We start from the raw sequence: 20,498 nt of genomic DNA on the forward strand, positions 1-20,498 counted from the left end.
CCGCGCCAGCGCGCGACACAGACTGTCGTGCAATCCCAGCCAGGCTGCGTGAGCTGATAACCTTGGCCGCTACTGAACGGATGCCCACCGATGCTTACGCTTTATCACGCCCCTGACCTAGAAACCCTTGGCGAGCTGGCCACCACCCTGCTCGCCACGCCGATGCGTGAGCCTTTGGCGCCGGCGTTGGTGGTAGTTCCTAGTCAGGGTATGGGGCGCTGGCTGACGTTGGAGCTGGCGCGTAAGCAGGGCATCGCCATGCAGCTGGAGGTGCAGCTGCCGGCCAAGTTCGTTTGGGACTTGTCGCGCCTAGCCTTGGGCCAGCTGCCGGAGCAATCGGCCTTTAGCCCCAGCAGCCTGAGTTGGCGGCTGTATGACTGGCTGTGCGAGCCGGCCAACCTGGCCGAGGCGCCGCGTCTGGCACATTACCTGGAAGGTGGCGATGAGCGGCGGCGCCTTTCACTTGCCGTCAAAATCGCCGACGTATTCGACCAATACCTGCTGTATCGCGACGACTGGCTGGCCGCTTGGGAGCGCAACGAGCTGCAGGACCTTAGCCCGGACGAAGCCTGGCAGGCGCTGCTCTGGCGCGAGCTGACCCGCGACGGCCATCCGCATCGTGCCCGGCTACTGGAAGAACTGCTCGCCCGTCTGCATCAGCCTGAACCCATGCCGGGGTTGCCCGAGCGCGTGCTGGTGTTCGGCATCAGCAGCCTGCCGCCGCACCATATGCGCGTGCTCGAAGGCCTGGCGCGGCACACCGAAGTGATCCTCTTCGCCCTGAACCCCTGCCGCGAAGCCTGGGGCGAGATTCGCGATATCCGTGAACTGGCCAGGCAGCCCGAGGCCACTCCCGAGGACTGGTATCTGGATGTCGGTCATCCGTTATTGGCGAGCCTGGGCAAGCAGGGTCGCGATTTTTTCGACAGTCTGTTCAGCCTGGCGTCCAGCGAAGGCAGCCAGGAAATCGGCCTGTATTCCGAGGATGCCGACCTGCACGACGCCAGCCTGTTGCAGGCGCTGCAGAACGATATTCTGCGCCTGCGCACCCGTCAGCCCGATGAGCGCCTAGTGCTGCGCGAGGACGACCGTTCGCTGGAGCTGCATATCGCCCACTCGCCGCTGCGCGAGGTGGAAATCCTGCATGACCAGTTGCTTGCGCGGTTTGCCGCCGACGGGCAGCTGACCCCGGATCAGGTGGTGGTGCTGACCCCGGATATCGAGCGTTATGCGCCCTATATCGAAGCTGTGTTCGCCCCGCGTGAAGGCGTGCCGCGTATTCCGTTCAGCCTGGCCGACCGCAGCCTGCGCGCGGAAATCCCCCTGCTGGAAGCCTTCCTCAACCTGCTGGCGCTGCCGGAAAGCCGCTTCGCCGCCGAGGAAATTCTCGCCTGGCTGGAACAGCCGGCAATCGCCCGCCGTGCCGGTATCGAAGCCGAAGACCTGCCGCTGCTGCGCGACTGGCTGCGTGAAGCTGGGGTGCGCTGGGGCCGCGATGGCGCGCACCGCGAGCAGTTGGGCCTGCCAGCCGATGCTGCGTTTACTTGGAGGCAAGGGCTGGATCGCCTGCTGCTGGGCTTTGCCGCGCCGCCGCAACTGGCCGGCAGCCAGGCCCCGTTGCTGGGTGCCAGCTGGCCGTTGGATGCGCTGGAAGGCGGTCGTGCGCAACTGCTCGGCCGTCTGGCCGGGTTTGTTGAACGCCTGGCCGCCCTGGCGCAGAGCCTGCAACGGCCACGGCCTTTGCGCGAATGGGCCGAGAGCCTGCAAGTGCTGATCGACCAGCTTTTCGACGAGCGTGAAGCTGGCGACACCCTGTTGCTGCTGTCCAAGGCTTGTGCCGCACTCAAGGAGCAGGCCGACGCGTCGGGTGTTGAGCGGCCAATCGAGCTGGCGCTGATCCGTCAGCAACTGACTGCGGCGCTGGAGCAGGGTAGCGCCGCCTCCGGTTTTCTCACCGGCGCTGTGACCTTCTGCACCATGGTGCCGATGCGCAGCCTGCCGTTTCGCCTGGTCTGCCTGCTCGGCCTGGATGACGGCGCGCTGCCACGCCGCACCCCTGCCGCCGGCTTCGACTTGATCGGTCAGAAGCCCCGGCGCGGTGACCGCGCACGGCGCCTGGACGACCGCTATCTGCTGCTGGAAACCCTGCTCTCGGCAAGGGGTGGCCTGTACCTCAGCTACGTCGGCCGCGACCCGCGCAGCAACGCCGAGCTGCCGCCTTCGGTGCTGGTCAGCGAACTGCTGGATGTGGTCGACCTCACCGCCGTCTGCGGCATCGATGGACAAAACGCCAGCGCGCGGATTACCCACCATCATCCATTGCAACCCTTCGCCCCCGGCAACTTTGCAGGTAACTGGCATGCCGGTTTTGCCGCGCCGTGGTTCCGCGCCGCGCAGCGTTTGAGTCAGGCGGTGGAGGCACCAACGCCCTTTGCCAGCGCCCTGGATGCGCCAGATTCGGACTGGCTTTGCATCGAGCCGAGCCAGTTGATCCACTGTTTCAAGCACCCGGCGCGCTACCTGCTGGAACAGCGCCTCGGCCTGCGCCTGGCGCAGAGCGAGGAAACCCTGGCCGGCGATGAGCCGTTCAGCGTCGAGTGGACCAGCCAGCATGGCCTGCGCCAGCTGGCGTTGCAGGCCATCGAGCAGGGTTGGAGCGAGCGCCAGGAGCGCGCCGTGGCCGCTGCGTCTGGCTGGCTGCCGGTGGGTGAGTTGGGTCAGGCGCATTGGGGGCAGATTCGCGGGCCAATCCGCGCCTTCGCCCCGACGCTGTTCGACGAACGCCCGGATGACGCACCGCAACCCCTGCTGGTCGACCTCGAACTGGCCGGTGTGCGCATCCACGGCTGGCTGGATGGCGTGACCAGCGCCGGCCTGTTCGACTACCGCCTGCGCGACCTGGGTGCCTGGGAACTGGCACCGTTCTGGTTGCGCCATCTGCTGCTCAACTGCGCAGTCACTCCGGGCATCAGTCGCGACAGCCGCCTGCTCTCGCCGAAAAGCGAATGGCGCCTGGGCCCGTTGGCCGATGCCCGAGGGCTGCTGCTGCCCTGGCTGGAGGCGTACAAAAGCGCGCTGTGCGAACCGCTGCCGCTGTTCGCCAAATGCAGCCACGGTTTTGCCCGCAAATGGCGCAACCCCGGGCGCAAGGAACCGATTGATGCCGCCCGCAGCGAAGCGCGGCTGATGTGGCAAGGCAACGACCATATGACCGGCGAAGGCCAGGACCCCTGGAGTGCCCTGGCCTTTCGCGACCGCGAGGCGCTGGACGAACGTTTCGAAGCCCTCGCCGAGCAGCTCTACGGCCCGGCGTTGGATGCCCTGCAAGGCAGTGAAGAGGATGAAGCATGAGCAGCGCCAGCCTTAACCTGCTGCAGGACAGCTTCACCGGCCGCTCGCTGATTGAGGCCAGTGCCGGTACTGGCAAGACCTGGACCCTGACGGCGCTGTACGCCCGTTTGTTGCTAGAGAAGCAGCTCAGCGTCAGCCAGATTCTGGTGGTGACCTTTACCACCGCCGCCACCGCCGAGCTGCGCGAGCGCATCCGTAAACGCTTGGCCGAGCTGCTTGCGGTGTATGACAACGGCCCAGGCGACGATAAGTTACTCAATGATCTGCGCGCCCAGTATCCGGACGCGGCCAGCCATCGGCGTTTGCTGCTGGCGGTGCACGGCTTCGACGAGGCGGCGATCTTCACCATCCACGGTTTCTGCCAGCGCGCATTGCAGGATGCCGCGTTCGAGGCTGGTGGGGATTTCGACAACGAGCTGACCCACGACGACCGCGAGATTATCGATGCCCTGCTCGCCGATCTCTGGCGCCATGAGCTGGCCGCCGCCGAGCCGGAATGGGCGGCGTTTCTGGTGCAGCAGAAGATCACTCCGCAGGTCCTACGCCAGCGCTTGCGCAACCACCTGGGCAAGCCCTATCTGCGTATTGAGCCGCAACCCGGTGCCAGCAGCGAGATGAGTTCCCTGCGCTCCGCCTGGCAGCAGGCGCAGCGCTGCTGGCTGAGTGAAAGCGCCGCCTGGCTGGCGCAGCTCAAAGCCTTCGACGGCTTCAAAAGCAATATGTGCAACCCGGCCAAGCTGGGCGTTTGGCAGGCCGAGCTGGATGGTTATTTCAGCGATGCGGCAGCACTGTTCAGCAAAACCGAAGCGCATCGCCGGTTGGCCCGCGAAGGGCTGAACAAGGCCAGCAAGAAAGGCTGCGAAGCCCCTGCCAATCCGCTGGTCGCTGCCTTGCAGGAACTCTGCGATGCGCTGGATGCGGCGCAGCCCGAGGCCGAGCAACGCCTGATCGATCTGCAGGTACGCCTAATTGACCAGCTCAACGAGCAACTGCCGGCGCGCAAGGCGGCGCAGCGTTTGCTGGCCTTCGATGATCTGCTTAACAAGTTGCAGCAGGCGCTGCAAGGCGAGGGTGGGGAGCATCTGGCCGGCACGCTGCGTAATCAGTATCCAGTAGCGCTGATCGACGAGTTTCAAGACACCGACCCGGTGCAGTACCGGGTGTTTCATCGCATCTATCAGGATGCGGGTGATCTGTGTTTTGTCGGCGACCCCAAGCAGGCGATCTATGCGTTTCGTGGTGCAGATCTGGCCACTTACCTCAAAGCCCGCAGCGAAGCTGCGCGGCAATACAGCCTGGCCACCAACCATCGCTCCACCCCCGAGCTGATCGCAGCGCTTAACCAGCTGTTCGATCGCCCCATGCCCTTCGCCGAAAAGGGCCTGACCTATCAGCAGGTGGGGGCCAGTGAGCGGCCGCGCCCGCAGCTGGTGCTGCCACCCATGGAGGGCGAGGCGGACGCGCCGCTGGCGCTGGTATGGCTGGATAACGACTATCTGGGCAAGGGTGAAGCGGGCGCTTTGGTGGCGCGCGATACAGCGCGGCGTATCGCTGCGGTGCTTAGCGCCAGCAGTCAGGGCCAGGCCTATTTCGACGATCAGGGCCAGCGGATACCACTCAAGGGCGGCGATATTGCCGTGCTGGTTGCCAGCCACCGTCAGGCCAGTGAGGTGGCTGCAGAGCTGGCTGCCCGTGGCGTGCCCAGCGTGCGTCGTGGCAAGGAGAATGTCTGGCACAGCGAGGAAGCGGATGAGCTGTCCGCTGTGCTCGCCGCCTATGCCGAGCCGGGCCGCGAAGGCGCGTTGCGCTATGCCCTGGCCAGCCGCCTGCTGGGCCGCAGCGCGCAGGTGCTGGCTGCTTGCGCCGAGGACGCCCAGGCTTGGGACCGCGAGCGCGAAGATGCCGAGCGTTACCACCAGCTCTGGCAGCAACAGGGTTTTATGCGCGCCTTCCGCGCCTGGCTGGATGAGCAGCAGGTTGCCCAGCGCCTGCTGGCCCTGGTCGATGGCGAGCGCCGTCTGACCAACCTGCTGCACCTGGCCGAACTGCTGCAAACCGAAAGCCTGCAACGCCCCGGCCTGGAGCAATTACTCGCCTGGTTTAACGCCCAGCGCAGCGCCGAGGCCCACGGCGAAGACGCCCTGCTGCGCCTGGAAAGCGATGCCGAGCGGGTGCAGATCGTCACCATCCACACCTCCAAAGGCCTGGAATACCCACTGGTGTTCTGCCCCTACTTGTGGGACGGCGCGCTGCTGCGCCAGAGCGAAGACATAAACTGTCACGCCGACGACGGCACGCCGCTGCTGGACCTGGGCAGCGAGCAGCTCGACACGCACCGCGAGCGCGCCCGTCATGAGCGTTTCGCCGAAAAACTGCGCCTGACCTATGTGGCACTAACCCGCGCGCGGGATCGCCTGTGGCTGCACTGGGGGCCGGTGGACTGCAAACCCAGAAAAGACGGCACCCTCGGCGACAGTGGTCTGCACAGCAGCGCCCTGGCCTGGCTGCTGCACGGCCGCGAATTGCCCGGTGAGGATGCCTTGGCCGAGCTTGCCGACCATCTGCAAAGCCTGACGCCACAGGGCCTGCGTGCAGAAGTCGAACAACTTATCGCCAGCAGCCAGGGCCAGATGGTTATCCAGGCGCTGCGTGAGGGGGAGGCCAGCGCCGCCGGTGAGCAGCGCGCGCCAGCCCCGCAGCAACTCGCCAGCCTGCAGCGCAGTCTGCACAGCGCCTGGCGCATCGGTAGCTTTTCCGGGTTGGCCGCCGGTATGCATATGGAAGCGCCAGACCGCGACGGCCTGGTGCTGCCGGATGCCAGCGAGCCGGGCACCGGTTTCTTCGCCTTCCCCCGTGGTGCGCGGGCCGGTACTTGCCTGCATGCCATCCTCGAAGATTGGGCTCGGGGCAAGGCTGCGCTGGCTGAGCTGATTGAGCCAGGGCTAAGCGGCCACGGCATCAACAACGACTGGCAGGCCGTGGCGCTTGACCATCTGCAACAGGTGATCGACACCGATCTGGATGGCCAGGGTTTGACCCTCGCCAGCCTGAATCCAACCCGGCGCTTGCCTGAGTTAGGCTTTACCTTCCCCCTGGCCGGGCTGGATGTGCAGCGCCTGCGGGCGATTCTCTGCGACCCGACCCATGGCCTGGCGGCTCCGATGCGCGAGGCGGCGGCGCGCCTGGAATTCGACAGCCTTAAGGGCTTTCTCAAGGGCTTTATCGACCTGACCTTCGAACATGACGGGCGCTGGTATATCGCCGACTACAAATCCAACTGGCTCGGCCCGGACGCCAGCTACTACGGCGGCGAACGCCTGCTACAGGCCCTGGCTGCCGAGCATTACTACCTGCAATACCTGATTTACCTGGTGGCGTTGCGACGCTTTCTGCGTCAGCGCCTGGACGACTTCAGCAATGACCAACTGGGCGGCGCCTACTACCTGTTTCTGCGCGGCATGCCTAGCGCCGGGGTGTATTTCTCGCGGCCCAGCGATGGGCTGTTGGATGCATTGGATAAGTTGTTTGCGGAGGGCGCGTGATGCTTAACGATCTGCCCCTTGGCCCATTGGAGCGCGCCCTGGTCGACAGCCTGCAGCGCCTTGATCCTACGGTGTCACCTGTGGTGCTGGCCTCGGCGGCGTTGCTCTGTACGGCGCTGGACAAGGGTGATGTCTGCCTACCCTTGGCGCGATTGGCTGGGCAGCGGCCTTGGCCCGAACATGCCTTCAACCTGCCGGCGTTGGGTGAATGGCAGGCGCAGCTTGAGGCCTCAAGCCTGGTGGGCGGCGATGGCGATTTCGCCCCGCTGATTCTCGAGCACGGCCGCCTCTATCTGGCGCGCTACCAGGCCTATGAACGTCAGTTGGCCGAACAGTTGTTGCTGCGTGCGGCCGATCTGCCTGCGGTGGATGAAGCGCAATTGAGCGAGAGCCTGACCCGGCTATTTGCTTTCAATACGCAACAACCGGACTGGCAGCGCCTGGCCGCCGCGCAAGCGGTGCGGCGCAAGCTGGCGGTGATTTCCGGCGGCCCCGGCACCGGTAAAACCACCACCGTGGTGCGTCTGCTGGCTGCATTGCTTGAGCAACCCGACTGCGAGCACTTGGCCATCGGCCTGGCAGCGCCTACGGGCAAAGCTGCTGCGCGTATGGCCGAGGCGATTCGCAATGCCAAAGCTCAGCTGCCGGTCAGCGAATCGATCAAGGCGGCGCTACCGGATGAGGCGCGCACCCTGCACCGTCTGCTCGGCAGCCGTGGCGACAGCCCGCAGGTGCGCCATCACGCGGCCAACCCGCTGGCGCTGGATGTGCTGGTGGTGGACGAAGCCTCGATGGTCGACCTGGCACTGATGGCCAAACTGCTCGACGCCCTGCCGCCCAGCGCACGGCTGATCCTGCTCGGCGACAAGGACCAGCTGTGCGCCGTGGAAGCCGGCGCGGTGTTCGCCGAACTCTGCGAGGGCCGTGGTTTCGACGCCCAGGCTGCTAGTGAGCTGCAGCGCATTACCGGCCAGCAAGTGCCGGTCAGTCAGCCAAGCTCGCAGCTCGGCGATGCGGTGGTGCTGCTGACCTACAGCCATCGCTTTGCCGGCGATAGCGGCATTGGCGAACTGGCGCGGCGGATCAATGGCGGCGATGTCAGCGGCACCCTGAATCTGCTTAAGGAAAATCGCAGCGACCTGGCCTGGAATGCCCAACCTACGCCCAACGATCTGCTGGAGCGTCTGGATCAGGGCTACGCGCCCTATATTGCTGCTGCAAAAAGCGCCGATCCAGCGGCGGCCTTCGCCGCGTTCAATGCCTTCCGCGCGCTTTGCGCCCAGCGTGAAGGTGCCTGGGGCGTGGCCGGGATCAACGAAGCGCTGGAGGCACGGATCAAGCGCCGCAGCCAGGTGCCCAGCCGCGAGCGCTGGTATGTCGGCCGGCCGATCATGGTGCGGCAGAACGACTACGCACTCGGCCTGTTTAATGGCGATATCGGCATCTGCCTACAGACTGAGTTCGGCCTGCGGGTATTTTTTGAGGGTGAAGAAGGCTACCGCCCCTTCGCTCCAGCGCGCCTGCCCAGCCACGACAGCGCCTTCGCCATGACCGTGCACAAAAGCCAGGGCTCGGAGTTCAGCGAAGTGCTGCTGGTGCTGCCCGAACAACCCAGCCCGCTGCTGAGCCGCAGCCTGTTCTACACCGGCATCACCCGTGCCAAACACAAGGTGGAAATCTGGGCCCTGCCGCCACGCCTAAGCGAGGCCGTGGCCACCCGTGCGGAACGGGCGGCTGGTTTGGCTGAGCGGCTGGAGATGCCAATGACTGAAAATGCTGCTTCCGTAACGACGCAGGGGCAGCTCGATCTTTTCTAGCTAGGAGTTTTAGATGAGCAACGGAATGTTCTGGTGCCGACTAGTGGCGCTCTTTCTGGGTGTGGTTTCACCTGCGCTATTCGCTGCTGAAGGGCCGCAGGTCTACAGCGGGATGTTGGGCAAGATGGCGATAGTCGTGGAACTCGATCTGCGCGACCCTGAGCAGGTCATTGGCCGCTATTTTTACCGCAAGCACCACCATGACTTGGCTTTGAGGGGCCGACTGCAAGGCCAGCAACTCAGTCTGGTCGAAGGCCGAGACAGGTACGACGACGCTCCGCGTCCCGAACTGCGCTTGCAGCGCAGCCCGCAGGGGTGGCAGGGCGAATGGGTCGGGCCGCAGGGTAAAAAGCTTGCCGTTAAGCTTACCCAACCGACCATTGAGGAGCCGCCAGCGGGAGCCGAACCCTTCTGGTATCGCCTATATGAGGAGTCACCCTACGAGTTTTTGCGCCTCAAAGAGCTGCCGCTAAAGCCCGGTAAGCGACAGGACTTTATGGGCCATGAGTTGCAATGGTGGACGGAGGCTGTTTCGGGGCTGAGGATGTTCGAAGTACTGAGTGGTTATCCCCAGGCACAACTGGATTTGATCAACCAGCAGTTGCGGGCGCGGTTGCGCGAGGAAGTGATTGACTATCACGCCTGCAAGCTGGGGGCCGGTGATCCACGGGCGGAGTTTCTGCAGACTGTGAGGCCGAGGCTTTTGTCGGCGCATGTTGTAAGTCTGAGTATTTTCACCAGCTACGACTGCGGTGGAGCCCACCCGGATTTCAGCGATGCGCCGCTCACGCTGGATGCAGATACCGGAAAACCGCTGGGCTTGGAGGACCTGCTCTGGGTCGGTGAGGGTCCCGCTTTTCACTATCTAGAAACACGAGAGCACAAGCCGGATGAGGAATCGGTGAGTTTCGATGTGTTCTCCCAATACCGTAATCGGTACTTCGCACCCTGGTTGGTCGAGCAGTGGCGACAGATCGCTCCAGACGAGTTGCCAGAGCCAGCGGATGATCTCGAGTGCAATTACAGTGACCCGGAAATCTGGGACTTCCCTAGCTGGTATCTCAACGAGAAAGGTATTGTGCTCGACTCGATCTTCCCGCGTGTCGCGCGTGCCTGCGAAGAGACCGAGTGGTCGGTGCTGCCCTATGCGGTAGTCAAGAAGCATCCCGGTCGATTGCGCTTGGCATTGCCGGACTAAGGCGGGTATTGCACTGCGCGCATCATCGGCCTAGGATGCGCGCCTTCTCTCAACCGACAGCAAAGGAGCCACATCATGCAGCAGCTGATCAACCTTTGCAGGTCGCGCCTGGTTTAATCGCCTCTTCCGCAGCTCTTCGCAGCGGTTCGCATTGCCCGGCTTCGGCCTGCCAACTCCAAGATTTTTTCGTTTCAACCAATTTGGATTGGACTATGGGCACTTGCATTCGCAATTTGTCCGACGGCATCGTTTTGATCGCCGCGGACGACACCTGGATCGAAGGAAAAGCGATCCAGCAACTTGAAACCACCGCACGTCTGCCGGGTATGCAACGGGTCGCCGGAATGCCGGATTTGCATCCGGGGCGTGGCTATCCGGTGGGGGCGACATTCTTCTCCACAGGTCGGCTGTATCCGGCACTGGTCGGCAACGATATCGGCTGTGGCATGGCGCTTTGGCGCACCGATATCGGCGTGGCCAAACTGAACCTGGACAAGCTGGAAAAGCGCCTCGGCAGTCTCGACGGCCCCCTTGGCGATGACTGGCAGGAGGCCGTCGCCGCGTTCGGCCTGCCGCCGAGCGGCCACGAGCATTCTCTAGGCACCATTGGCGGCGGCAACCACTTCGCTGAACTGCAGCAACTCGACCAGAGCTTCGACGACGAGGCGCTGGCCACCCTAGGTATCGACCGCAAGCAGCTGCTATTACTGGTACACAGCGGTTCGCGCGGGCTGGGCGAAGCGATTCTGCGCGAGCAGGTCGATTTGTTCGGCCATCAGGGGCTGGAGGCCGGTTCTGCGGCTTGCGCCCATTACCTGGGGCGTCACGATGGTGCGCTGCGTTTCGCAGAAGCCAATCGACAGCTGATCGCCCGGCGCATGCTCGAACGACTGCGCGCTGAGGGTGGGCAGTTGCTGGATATCAATCACAACCTGGTATCACCTGCACATATCGCGGGCCAGGATGGTTGGCTGCACCGCAAGGGCGCAACGCCGTCCGATCAGGGTGTACTGGTGATTCCCGGCTCACGTGGCGATTACAGTTACCTGGCGCAGCCGCTGGCCGACGAACGCAGCCTGTTGTCCCTGGCCCATGGTGCTGGGCGTAAATGGATGCGCAGCGACTGCAAGGATCGCCTGGCTACGCGTTACAGCGTCAAACAGCTGGAGCGTACGGCGTTGGGCAGCCGAGTAATCTGTGCTGATCGGGCGCTGATCTACGAGGAGGCGCCAGAAGCCTACAAGGCCATCGACTCGGTGGTCGGTGCGCTGCGTGAGGCAGGTCTGTTGCGGGTATTGGCACGTCTGAAACCGGTGCTGACCTACAAAACGCGGGGAGGTTGCTGCTGATGATCCTTCTGCAATTGTCGGCGGCCCAAGGGCCGGAAGAATGCGCTTTGGCGGTGGCCAAGGCGCTCAATCGTTTGCTGGCGGAAGCCATGGAGCTGGGCGTTGAGGTGCGGGTGCTGGAGCAGGAGGCCGGCGAACGCCCGGCAACTTTGCTTTCGGTCTTGCTGGCGCTGAGCGGTGAGGCAGCCGAGCAGTTGGCGGATGACTGGAGTGGTTCGCTGCAGTGGATCTGCGTCAGCCCTTATCGGCCGGCGCATCGGCGCAAGAATTGGTTCTTCGGGGGCGCGCGTTTCGCCGCGCCCCCGACCAACCTGGAAAGCCAGATCCGTTTCGAAACCCTACGTTCCTCCGGTCCCGGCGGCCAGCATGTCAACACAACGGACTCGGCAGTGCGCGCCACCCATGTGGCCAGCGGCATCAGCGTCAAGGTGCAGTCCGAACGCAGTCAACATGCCAACAAGCGTCTGGCGTTGCTGCTGATTGCCCGGCGCCTGGTCGAGCAAGCCGAACAGGCGAACGAAGCCTTGCGGGCCGAGCGCCGGTTGTTTCATCACCAAGTGCAGCGCGGTAATCCGCGGCGTACGTTTAAGGGCGAGCGCTTCGAAGCCTCGCCATAACCTATCCACGGCCCGGCAGCGGGCCGTGTTCTATTGCCGAGGCAGGCGACCTTTAAGTGCAATCTTCGATTGAGGTTGCATCCGCGGGGCCGCTCACCAAAAATGCCTGCACTCTGCCCAGTGTTAAATTGATCCGGGCACTCTAAGGTTTGTTCGCACACAGCAAGGAGTCGCCATGTTCGCTCGCCTCAGCAATATCTTCAAAGGCATCCTCTCTCTGTTTATCAAGGATCTGGAGCGGCAGAACCCGGAAGCCTTATTGGAGTTGGAGCAGGAAAATCTGCGCAAGCAGATCGCTAACTTCAACCAGGGCCTGGCCGCCCATGCGGGTCTGGCCGAGCGCTTGATGAGCCAGGTGCGCAAGCAGGAAGCCGAGGAGCGTGAGCTGCATGCGCGCACCACCGCCCACCTTCGTGCCGGCAACAAGTCGGCCGCGGCGCAGAACGCCTTGCGTTTGCAGAACCTGGCCCGCGAACTGGAAGAGAATCGCCGCCAGCTGGCCCAGGCCGAAGAGACCTACCAGAACCTGACCAAGGCCCGCGAAGTGGCGGTGAACGCCGCGCGTAGCAAGATTGAGGCGCTCAAGGGCGCAATCAACGATATGCGCATGAAGACCGCGATGGCCGAGATGAACGAGATGGCCGCCGGCATGGTGAGCAATATCGGCGGCTCGGGCGATACCCTCAACCGCCTGCACGAGATGGTCGAGGAAGAGCGCACTAAGGCCGCTGGCCGCGCGCGCATGGCCCGCGATTCGATGGACATGAGCGAAGTGAATATCAAGGAAGCCGAAATGGACGCCCTGGCCGACCTGGCCCTGGCCGAGTTCGCGGCCAAGGAAGGCATCAGCCTGCCGGGCCAGGAAGCCACTCCTGAGGCGCCGGCCAATCGCAGTATGGGCGGCAGCACTCCGCAATCCGAAAGCCAGTAAGGCGTGCCCATGAGCAGTGAAGGCAAAGCACCCGCCTGGCTTGACGAGCTACGCCTGGCCTATGAGAGCGGCGCCCACGGCCAGTTCGTGCTGTATGGCAACGTCGCCGACCGCTTTCCGTTGGACGGTCGGCTGGTCAGCCTGACCCGTTACCTCGACGCCAAGCTGTTTGGCACTTTCGATATCGTCTTTCTCTACGACCCCGGCAATGGCCTCAGTCTGTTGCGCGGTGGCGAGCGTTTCGCCCAATGGCCGGTGGCAGAAAAGATCCAGCCCTGGCCCCATGACCCACGCGAAGCGGTGGAGCTGATCAGCCGTTACCTGCGCTATCGCGCCAATCTGCAAGCCCTCGGCCGCGGTGACAACGAACATGTGGCGGTGATTCTGCGCGGCGCCGAGCTGGTGCTGCCGGCCAGCCGTCAGGGCGATTTCGCCACCGCGAGCTTAGCCAGCCTGGTGCGCGATTGGGCCGCCGAGCCGCCGTTCGCCGATATGGCCTTCGCCAGCCTGCTGATCGCCGATAACCTCAACGACCTGCATCCGCTGGTGGCCAATAACCCGCGCATCGACCGGGTGCAGGTGCCGCTGCCGGATGCCGCCGGCCTCGGCCAGTGCCTGGCGCAACTGCGCATTGATCATCCCGCCGCCTTCGCCGCCGAGGATAACGGCACCGTGCAGGCCCTGGCCGGAGTCAGCCTCAGTGCCCTGGCCAGCCTGGTCAAACGCCGCGCCCATGAAGGCAAGGTGCTTGGCGCCCAGGACTGGATCGAAGCCAAGAAAGAACTGGTGGAAAACGACAGCGCCGGCCTGGTGGAATTTATCGAGTCCAAGCGCACCCTGGACGATTACCACGCCCAGGAGGCGCTGAAAGTCTGGCTGCGCCAGGACATGGCGCTGTGGCAGGCCGCCGATCTGCGCGCACTGCCCAAGGGCTATATCTTTTGCGGCCCGGTTGGCACCGGCAAGACTTATCTGGTCGAGTGTCTGGCCGGCGAGGCCGGGGTGCCGGTGGTCAAGCTGAAGAACTTCCGCGACCGCTGGGTCGGCTCCAGCGAAGGCAATCTGGAGAAGATCTTCCGCCTGATCCGTGGCCTCGGTCGCTGCATCGTGTTTATCGACGAAGCCGACCAGACTCTCGGCAAACGCGACGGTGGCAGTGGCGACAGCGGCCTGTCCGGGCGCCTCTACTCGATGATCGCCCAGGAAATGGGCGACGCTGACAACCGCGGCAAGGTGATCTGGATTCTCGCCTCCTCGCGCCCGGATCTGATCGAAGTCGACCTCAAGCGTCCGGGTCGGGTCGACGTGAAAATCCCGCTGCTGCCGACCACCACGGTCGAAGAAAGCGCCGCGCTGCTCAAGGCCCTGCTCAAACGTTTCGAGCTCAAGCTGGAAACCAAAGCGCTGGTGAAATTACCGCTGCCCTTGCTGCTTACCCCAGGCGCCGCCGAGGCCCTGGCGGTAAAGGTCTACCGTCAGGTGCGCACCGCGCAGATGGAACCTTTGGCGGCGCTTAAGCATTGCCTGCAGGGTTATCAGCCGCCGGTGGCCGAGCAGGTGCTACGGATGCAGATGAGCATCGCCATCCGCGAAGCCACCGATATGGCCTTCGTCCCCGAGTCGCTGCGCCATCTTGGCGAAGAGATCACCAGCCCATGAGTGCCGGGCGCTACCTCTGGTCGGCCTTTAATGCCCGCCCCCTGGGCATGTCGCTGCCGCCGAACTGGTTCGGCCTGGCTGCGTTCGCCTTGCTCGGCGTCTTTGTCAGCCCCGGTTTCTGGGTGCTTGGCGCGGGCCTGGAGCTGGGTTATCTGCTGCTGCTGGCGAGCAGCACGCGTTTTCGCCGAACCGTGGATGCCCGGCAAGTGCCGCTGACCGACCCCGCCAGCCAGCGTTATGAGGCTACAGTGGCGCTGCTCGATGCCGCGCAACGCGCTCGGCAGCAAACGGTCGAAGCCCGTGCCCGCGAGGTGCTGCAACTGCTCTCGCGCTCGCCGCTGATGGCCTCTCATGCCGCTAGCCTGGAGCAACTGGTGTGGCTGAACTTGCGTCTGCTGGTCGCTGGCCAGGCGCTGAATGTGGTGGTGGACACCGCCGCTCAGGACAGCGCCGAACTGCAGAGGCAGGAAGACCAGATCGACGCACGCCTGGCCGCCAGCGAACTGAACGACGAGTTACGGCGCAGCCTGGAACAGCAAAAGCAGGTGATAGACGCGCGCCAGGCGGCCCATGCCGAAGGCCTGCGACGCAAGGAGCATGTGGATGCCGAGTTGCAGCGCATCGAACAGCAAATCGCCTTGATCCGCGAACAGACCCTGCTCGCCACCGACGAAGAACAGATAGGCGTGGCGCTCAACGCCTTGACCTCCTCGTTCAACGAGGCCAGCCGCTGGCTGAATAGCCAGCGCGACCTGCTCGGCGTGCTCGAACTCAATGAACAACAGGCTTTGCCGCGTTATGTGCTGCAAGGCCAGGGCGATAAGCCGGCGCAAGGCGAATCGCTACGTCAGTGATGGCCGGTGCAATAGACGCAGCCCGGATACAGTCCGGGAGGCGGTAATACACTTTTGATTGGCGGGCCGCTGGCTCGCATCCGACAGGGAGAGGCGTCATGTATCAATCCGCACCCAGGCAGCGCCAACAGGGCAATGCCGCCGGCAAGTTGTTGACCATAGTGCTGGTGCTCGGCCTGCTTGGCCTGGGCGGCTGGTTGGTCAGCAAGGACATGCTCGAAGAAGGCGCCGGTAGCGTGCTCAGCGGTTTGCCCGCGAGCCTCGGAGTGGCCGCGGGGCCTGTGCCGGTTGAGCCGGTAAGCGGCACGCCGACCCTGCAATCTGCCGCACCCTATGAGATGAAGAACAACATCATCGACATCGACATGAGCGAGTACGCCGGTTACGGCGGCCTGATCGTCGCCAATGGCGGCCTGGCGCCCAACCCCGAGTCGATCTTCGCCAAGCAGTACGGCTTCCAGGTGCGCCTGAACAAGGGTGAGAGCGAGGAATGGTCGGCGCTGAACAACGGCCAGATGGCCGCAGTCGCCACTACCGCCGATGTGCTGGCGGTGCTCGGCAGGCAGTTCGAGGTTACGGTGCCGGCGCAGATCGCCTTCTCCCGCGGCGCCGACCAGGTGGTGGTGGACACGGGCATCGCCAGCATCAACCAGCTCAAGGGCAAGGTGCTCGGCGCTACCCAGTTCAACGAGAGCGAGTTCTTTATCCGCTACCTGGCGTCTGAAGCCGGCGTGCCAGTCAAGGTACTGCGCGACTTGGACGCCCGCCCGGCGCCGAACGAGCTGGGTCTGGTGTTCTACGAGGATGCCTTTATCGCCTGCGATGCCTACGCCGCCGAACTGACCGGCAAGCAGCGCCTGAACGGTTGCGTCGGCTGGTCGCCGCGCACCGATGAAGTGGTCGCCGAATCTGCTGGTGCAGCGAAGATGCTGGTGTCCAACCGCAACCTGCTGGTGGTCGCCGATATCCTGGTGGTCAACAAGGGCTTTGCGACTGCCCACCCGGAAATCGTCAAAGGTCTTGTCCATGGTCTGCTGCAAGGCAACCGTCTGCTACGCGACGATCCAAAAGCCCATGCCGGCGTGGTCGCTCAGGCGTTCGGCTGGACGCCTGAGGAAACCCTCGACGAGCTGAGCAAGGTGCACCTGAGCAACTTGCCGGAAAACCTGGCGTTCTTCGACGGCAGCATCGATTCGGCCGGCTCCTTCCAGGGCATCTTCCAATCCTCGGTGCTTGCTTACGGTTCGGTGATCCGCAACCCGGCCGACCCAGCACGCTTCGCCGATTTGCAGCATCTCAAGGCGCTGGATGAGGGCGGCCAATTCAAAGGCCAGAGCATTGCCATTGCGCCGATCCGCACCAGCGGCAAGGTCGCCCTGGAAGGCGACGCGCTGTTGAGCAAGGACATCCGCTTCTTCTTCGAGGCCAACTCGGCCGAGTTGGACAAGCAGGCCAAGGCCAACCAGGACTATCTGGATACCATCAAGCAATTCCTCCAGGTCAGCCCTGGCTCCATCGTGCTGCTGCGCGGCCATGTGGATAACGCCATGGTCGCCGACTTCGAGCGTCAGGGTGGCTCGGCACTGGTGCGCTCCATGGCGTTAAAGGCCATGGAGCTGTCGCGCCAGCGCACCTTGGCGGTCAAGGAAGCACTGATGGCGCGCCACCCCGGCATCGCCGACGACCGTATCGAGTTGGTCGGTCGTGGCTGGGAAGAACCCCTGGGTCAGGACAGCGAGCAGAACCGTCGCGTCGAGGTGCAGTGGTTTACCCTCGAATAAAGACGCCGCTGCGCACGGCGCACCCTAGACTACAGCCATAGCTCCTGGATATTGGCCCGATGCTGCAGCGCTTGCTGGTCTACCTGTTGTCGAGCCTGTGCCTATGCGCCCAGGCCGCTGACCTGCGCCTGGTTACCGGCGATGACTACGCGCCCTTTACCGGTCAGGCCTTGCCGGAGGGTGGCATGCTCACCCAGGTGGTGCGGGCGGCGTTGCAGCAAAGCAATATCGCCAGCAGCCTGGATTGGCAGCCATGGAAGCGCGGCTACCTGAAAACCCTGCGCGGCGATTACGACGCCACCTTCCCCTATGTACGCACCCCGCAGCGTGAAGAAGAGTTTCTCTACTCGGAGCCGCTGTTTATCGCCGAGCAGCATATTTTCAGCCGTGCCGGTGAGGTGATTGAGGTTGACGATGTGCCCAGCATGCAGGGCCGGCGCCTGTGCTACCCATTGGGTTGGCAGCCGCCACCGATCATTCAGCAACTGGTCGATGATGGGCAGCTAAATCGGCACTCCCCGGCGGGGCTGCACGAGTGCGCGCGTCTGCTATTGATGGGGCGCGATGATTTCTTTATCTCCGACCGGCGCCTGGGCGAAACCGCGTTGCGCTTGACCGGGGAGCCTATCGAACGCTTTCGCCGCTCCAACAGCGCGATCAACCGCAGCACCTTGCATCTGATCGTGCCGCGCAGCCACCCGCAGGCGGCGGTGATCATCGCGCAGTTCAACCAGGGCTTGGCGCAGTTGCGCGCCAGTGGCGATTACCAGCGCATGCTTGAGCGCCATCAGCAGCAGGGCGAGAGTGCTACGCCCTGAGCTGGCGCAGCGGTTGTACAGCCGGTTGGTGAGGGTGTAGCTACTCGGGTAGTTTTTATGGCCTGCCATCCCTGGCGGCCACCCTACGGGCCGTCGCGAAGCGACGTTAAAAATAGCTTCCAGCTATTTTTTCAGCTTGGGATTCGGGAAAAACTGCACCGCCTGCACCTTGGGATTGGCGGCCTTGGGTTTTAGCGCGCTGATATTGACCCGAGTGGGCAGTTCGCGCGGCACTGAGTTGCCGCGCTCGTCCAGGGTGTCGGCGTAGCCGCAGGCCACGCATTCGCGGTGCGGCACGCCATCGACGTTCCACATCTGGATCTTGTCCATTTCGCTGCACGCCGGGCAGACCGCCCCGGCGATAAAGCGTTTTGCCGTGGTCTCTGTCATGCGGCCTCCTGGCTCAAACCGAGGTGGCGCAGCAGGGCGTCGATGGATGGCGGGCGGCCACGGAAATCAACAAACAGCACCATCGGCTCCTGCGAGCCGCCACGGGCCAGGATGGCTTCACGGAAGGCGCGGCCGGTGGCGCTGTTGAATACGCCTTCTTCTTCGAACTTGGAAAAGGCATCGGCGCTCAGCACTTCGGCCCACTTGTAGCTGTAGTAACCGGCCGCGTAACCGCCGGCGAAGATATGCGCGAAGCTATTGGGGAAACGGTTGTAGGCAGGTGGACGCAGCACCGAGACTTCCTGGCGGATGCCTTCGAGTACGTCGAGCACGCTGCGGCCGTCGCCGTGGGTGGCGTGCAGTTCGAAGTCGAACAGGCTGAATTCGATTTGCCGCACCATCATCAGTCCGGACTGGAAGTTCTTCGCCGCCAGCATCTTGTCCAGCAGGTCCTGTGGTAGCGGCTCGCCGCTCTCATAGTGGCCGGAGATCAGCGCCAGGCCCTCGGGCTCCCAGCACCAGTTCTCCATAAACTGGCTCGGCAGCTCCACCGCATCCCAGGCCACGCCGTTGATACCGGACGCGCCGGCGTGTTCGACGCGGGTCAGCAGGTGATGCAGGCCGTGGCCAAATTCGTGGAACAGGGTGGTGACTTCATCATGGGTCAGCAGCGCTGGCTTGCCGCCGACGGCTGGGGTGAAGTTGCACACCAGGTTGGCCACAGGGCTGATCAGCTGGCCGGAAGCGTTGCGGCGTTTGTCACGCGCGCCGTCCATCCAGGCGCCGCCGCGCTTGTTGGCGCGGGCGTAGAGGTCGAAGAAGAAGCGCCCGACGTGCGCGCCGTTCTCCTTGATTTCGAACAGACGAACGTCCGGGTGCCAGCTGTCGAAGCCGCTGAGTTCCTCGATCTGGATGCCATAAAGCTTTTCGACGATGGCGAACAGGCCGCTGAGTACCTTGTCGATGGGGAAGTAGGCGCGGAGGATCTCCTGGGAAATGCTGTAGCGCTGCTCGCGTAGTTTCTCGCTGTAGTAGCCGACGTCCCAGCTTTGCAGATCGTTGCAGCCCTGTTCGGCGGCGAAGGCTTGCAGCTCGCGTAGGTCCTGCTCGGCAAACGGCTTGCCACGTACCCCGAGGTCACGCAGGAAGTGCAGCACCTGATCGGTGGTCTCGGCCATCTTGCTGGCCAGGCTCAGCTCGGCGTAGTTGGCAAAGCCCAGCAGCTTGGCCAGCTCCTGACGCAGGGCGAGGATTTCCAGCATCACCGGGCCGTTGTCGTTTTGTCCGGCATTCGGCCCTTGGTCGGAGGCGCGGGTGCAGTAGGCGGCATACACCTCTTCGCGCAGAGCGCGATCGTTGGCGTAGGTCATCACCGCGAAGTAGCTGGGGAATTCCAGGCTGATCAGCCAGCCGTCCAGGCTCTTGGCCTCGGCGGCTTGCTTCATCTGCGCCTTGGCCGAATCGGTCAGGCCATCCAGCGCGGCCTCGTCGGTGACGTGCTTGGTCCAGGCCTGGGTGGCATCCAGCAATTGGTTGGAGAACTTGCTGGCCAGCTCGGAGAGCTTCATCTGGATCTCGCCGTAGCGCTTCTGCTGCTCGGCCGGCAGGTCGATACCGGACAGGCGGAAATCGCGCAGGGCATGTTCGAGAATGGTCTTCTGCGCCACGTCGAAACCAGCGGCGGCAGGGCTTTCGGCCAGCGCCTGATAGGCCTGGAACAGCGGCTGGTTCTGGCCGATTTCGGTCCAGTATTCGGACAGCTTGGGCAGGCAGGCCTCGTAGGCGGCGCGCAGCTCGGGGCTGTTGCACACCGCATTGAGGTGGCTGACCGGGCTCCAGGCCTGGCCCAGGCGTGCGCCCAGTTCATCGAGCGCGAGCACCAGGCCATCCCAGCTCGGTGTGCCAGACTGTTGTTCAAGCAGCCTGCTCATGGCCGCACGGTTGTCGGCAAGAATGCTGTCCACCGCCGGCTCGACATGCTCCGGACGGATGGCGGCATAAGACGGCAGATCGAAGGCTTGCAGCAGTGGGTTGTTGGCAGTCACGACAGTCACCTGTAACGAAGTGGGTTTGCAGCTGTGACCCTGGCGGGCGCAAAAGGCTCCCAGGGTCAGGCTTGAGTGGACACAGGGCGCTACAAAACAGCGCGCATGTCCTGAACATGGGTGCCATCTTAATTACAATCAAGGTC

General features: G+C 63.8%; 13 protein-coding genes. 11 read left to right on the forward strand and 2 right to left on the reverse strand.

Going from position 1 to position 20,498, the window contains the following annotated elements; translation table 11 throughout:
• Positions 1-90: 90 nt before the first annotated feature.
• The 11 genes from recC (at position 91) to ACQ4LH_RS01500 (ending at position 17,917) form a co-directional block, all read left to right on the forward strand.
• A complete protein-coding gene (recC, locus tag ACQ4LH_RS01450; protein ID WP_430695559.1) occupies positions 91-3,351 on the forward strand; it encodes an exodeoxyribonuclease V subunit gamma in 3,261 nt (1,086 codons plus the stop codon).
• On the forward strand, positions 3,348-6,893 hold the full coding sequence (gene recB, locus ACQ4LH_RS01455) for an exodeoxyribonuclease V subunit beta (RefSeq protein ID WP_430695560.1): 3,546 nt from the start codon (positions 3,348-3,350) through the stop codon (positions 6,891-6,893). The genes recC and recB overlap by 4 nt, the downstream gene beginning before the upstream one ends.
• The gene (gene recD, locus ACQ4LH_RS01460) at positions 6,890-8,710 is read left to right on the forward strand and encodes an exodeoxyribonuclease V subunit alpha (RefSeq protein ID WP_430695562.1); all 1,821 of its coding nucleotides are present in this window, start codon (positions 6,890-6,892) and stop codon (positions 8,708-8,710) included. The genes recB and recD overlap by 4 nt, the downstream gene beginning before the upstream one ends.
• Positions 8,711-8,723: 13 nt before the next feature.
• On the forward strand, positions 8,724-9,908 hold the full coding sequence (locus ACQ4LH_RS01465; protein ID WP_430695563.1) for a hypothetical protein: 1,185 nt from the start codon (positions 8,724-8,726) through the stop codon (positions 9,906-9,908).
• 212 nt (positions 9,909-10,120) lie between these two features.
• Positions 10,121-11,257, forward strand: coding sequence for an RNA ligase RtcB family protein (locus ACQ4LH_RS01470; RefSeq protein ID WP_430695565.1), 1,137 nt, complete (start codon positions 10,121-10,123; stop codon positions 11,255-11,257).
• Entirely contained in the window at positions 11,257-11,874 is a 618-nt protein-coding gene (gene prfH, locus ACQ4LH_RS01475; protein WP_430695567.1) for a peptide chain release factor H, read from the forward strand. The genes ACQ4LH_RS01470 and prfH overlap by 1 nt, the downstream gene beginning before the upstream one ends.
• Before the next feature lie 175 nt (positions 11,875-12,049).
• On the forward strand, positions 12,050-12,805 hold the full coding sequence (locus ACQ4LH_RS01480; RefSeq protein ID WP_430695569.1) for a PspA/IM30 family protein: 756 nt from the start codon (positions 12,050-12,052) through the stop codon (positions 12,803-12,805).
• A gap of 9 nt (positions 12,806-12,814) precedes the next feature.
• Entirely contained in the window at positions 12,815-14,464 is a 1,650-nt protein-coding gene (locus ACQ4LH_RS01485; RefSeq protein WP_430695571.1) for an AAA family ATPase, read from the forward strand.
• On the forward strand, positions 14,461-15,318 hold the full coding sequence (locus ACQ4LH_RS01490; protein ID WP_430695573.1) for a hypothetical protein: 858 nt from the start codon (positions 14,461-14,463) through the stop codon (positions 15,316-15,318). Before ACQ4LH_RS01485 ends, ACQ4LH_RS01490 begins: the two co-directional genes overlap by 4 nt.
• Positions 15,319-15,416: 98 nt before the next feature.
• Entirely contained in the window at positions 15,417-17,099 is a 1,683-nt protein-coding gene (locus ACQ4LH_RS01495) for a phosphate ABC transporter substrate-binding/OmpA family protein (RefSeq protein ID WP_430695574.1), read from the forward strand.
• A gap of 59 nt (positions 17,100-17,158) precedes the next feature.
• On the forward strand, positions 17,159-17,917 hold the full coding sequence (locus tag ACQ4LH_RS01500) for a substrate-binding periplasmic protein (protein ID WP_430695575.1): 759 nt from the start codon (positions 17,159-17,161) through the stop codon (positions 17,915-17,917).
• A 123-nt stretch (positions 17,918-18,040) separates the two neighbouring features.
• Here the strand turns inward: ACQ4LH_RS01500 and ACQ4LH_RS01505 are convergent, their stop codons facing one another.
• Positions 18,041-18,307 carry a YheV family putative zinc ribbon protein gene (locus tag ACQ4LH_RS01505; RefSeq protein ID WP_430695577.1) on the reverse strand — a complete coding sequence of 89 codons (267 nt, stop codon included), beginning with the start codon at positions 18,305-18,307 and terminating at the stop codon, positions 18,041-18,043.
• On the reverse strand, positions 18,304-20,352 hold the full coding sequence (gene prlC / locus ACQ4LH_RS01510) for an oligopeptidase A (RefSeq protein ID WP_430695579.1): 2,049 nt from the start codon (positions 20,350-20,352) through the stop codon (positions 18,304-18,306). The genes ACQ4LH_RS01505 and prlC overlap by 4 nt, the downstream gene beginning before the upstream one ends.
• Between the last annotated feature and the right edge of the window lie 146 nt (positions 20,353-20,498).

This window comes from Pseudomonas peli, from assembly GCF_050563605.1.
In the GTDB taxonomy this organism is placed as follows: Bacteria; Pseudomonadota; Gammaproteobacteria; order Pseudomonadales; family Pseudomonadaceae; genus Aquipseudomonas; species Aquipseudomonas peli_A.

Coding starts and splice junctions, on each gene's coding strand:
- recC (WP_430695559.1), top strand. CDS start 91: ATGCTTACGCTTTATCACGCCCCTGACCTAGAAACCCTTGGCGAGCTG.
- recB (WP_430695560.1), top strand. CDS start 3,348: ATGAGCAGCGCCAGCCTTAACCTGCTGCAGGACAGCTTCACCGGCCGC.
- ACQ4LH_RS01465 (WP_430695563.1), top strand. CDS start 8,724: ATGAGCAACGGAATGTTCTGGTGCCGACTAGTGGCGCTCTTTCTGGGT.
- ACQ4LH_RS01470 (WP_430695565.1), top strand. CDS start 10,121: ATGGGCACTTGCATTCGCAATTTGTCCGACGGCATCGTTTTGATCGCC.
- prfH (WP_430695567.1), top strand. CDS start 11,257: ATGATCCTTCTGCAATTGTCGGCGGCCCAAGGGCCGGAAGAATGCGCT.
- ACQ4LH_RS01480 (WP_430695569.1), top strand. CDS start 12,050: ATGTTCGCTCGCCTCAGCAATATCTTCAAAGGCATCCTCTCTCTGTTT.
- ACQ4LH_RS01485 (WP_430695571.1), top strand. CDS start 12,815: ATGAGCAGTGAAGGCAAAGCACCCGCCTGGCTTGACGAGCTACGCCTG.
- ACQ4LH_RS01490 (WP_430695573.1), top strand. CDS start 14,461: ATGAGTGCCGGGCGCTACCTCTGGTCGGCCTTTAATGCCCGCCCCCTG.
- ACQ4LH_RS01495 (WP_430695574.1), top strand. CDS start 15,417: ATGTATCAATCCGCACCCAGGCAGCGCCAACAGGGCAATGCCGCCGGC.
- ACQ4LH_RS01500 (WP_430695575.1), top strand. CDS start 17,159: ATGCTGCAGCGCTTGCTGGTCTACCTGTTGTCGAGCCTGTGCCTATGC.
- ACQ4LH_RS01505 (WP_430695577.1), bottom strand. CDS start 18,307: ATGACAGAGACCACGGCAAAACGCTTTATCGCCGGGGCGGTCTGCCCG.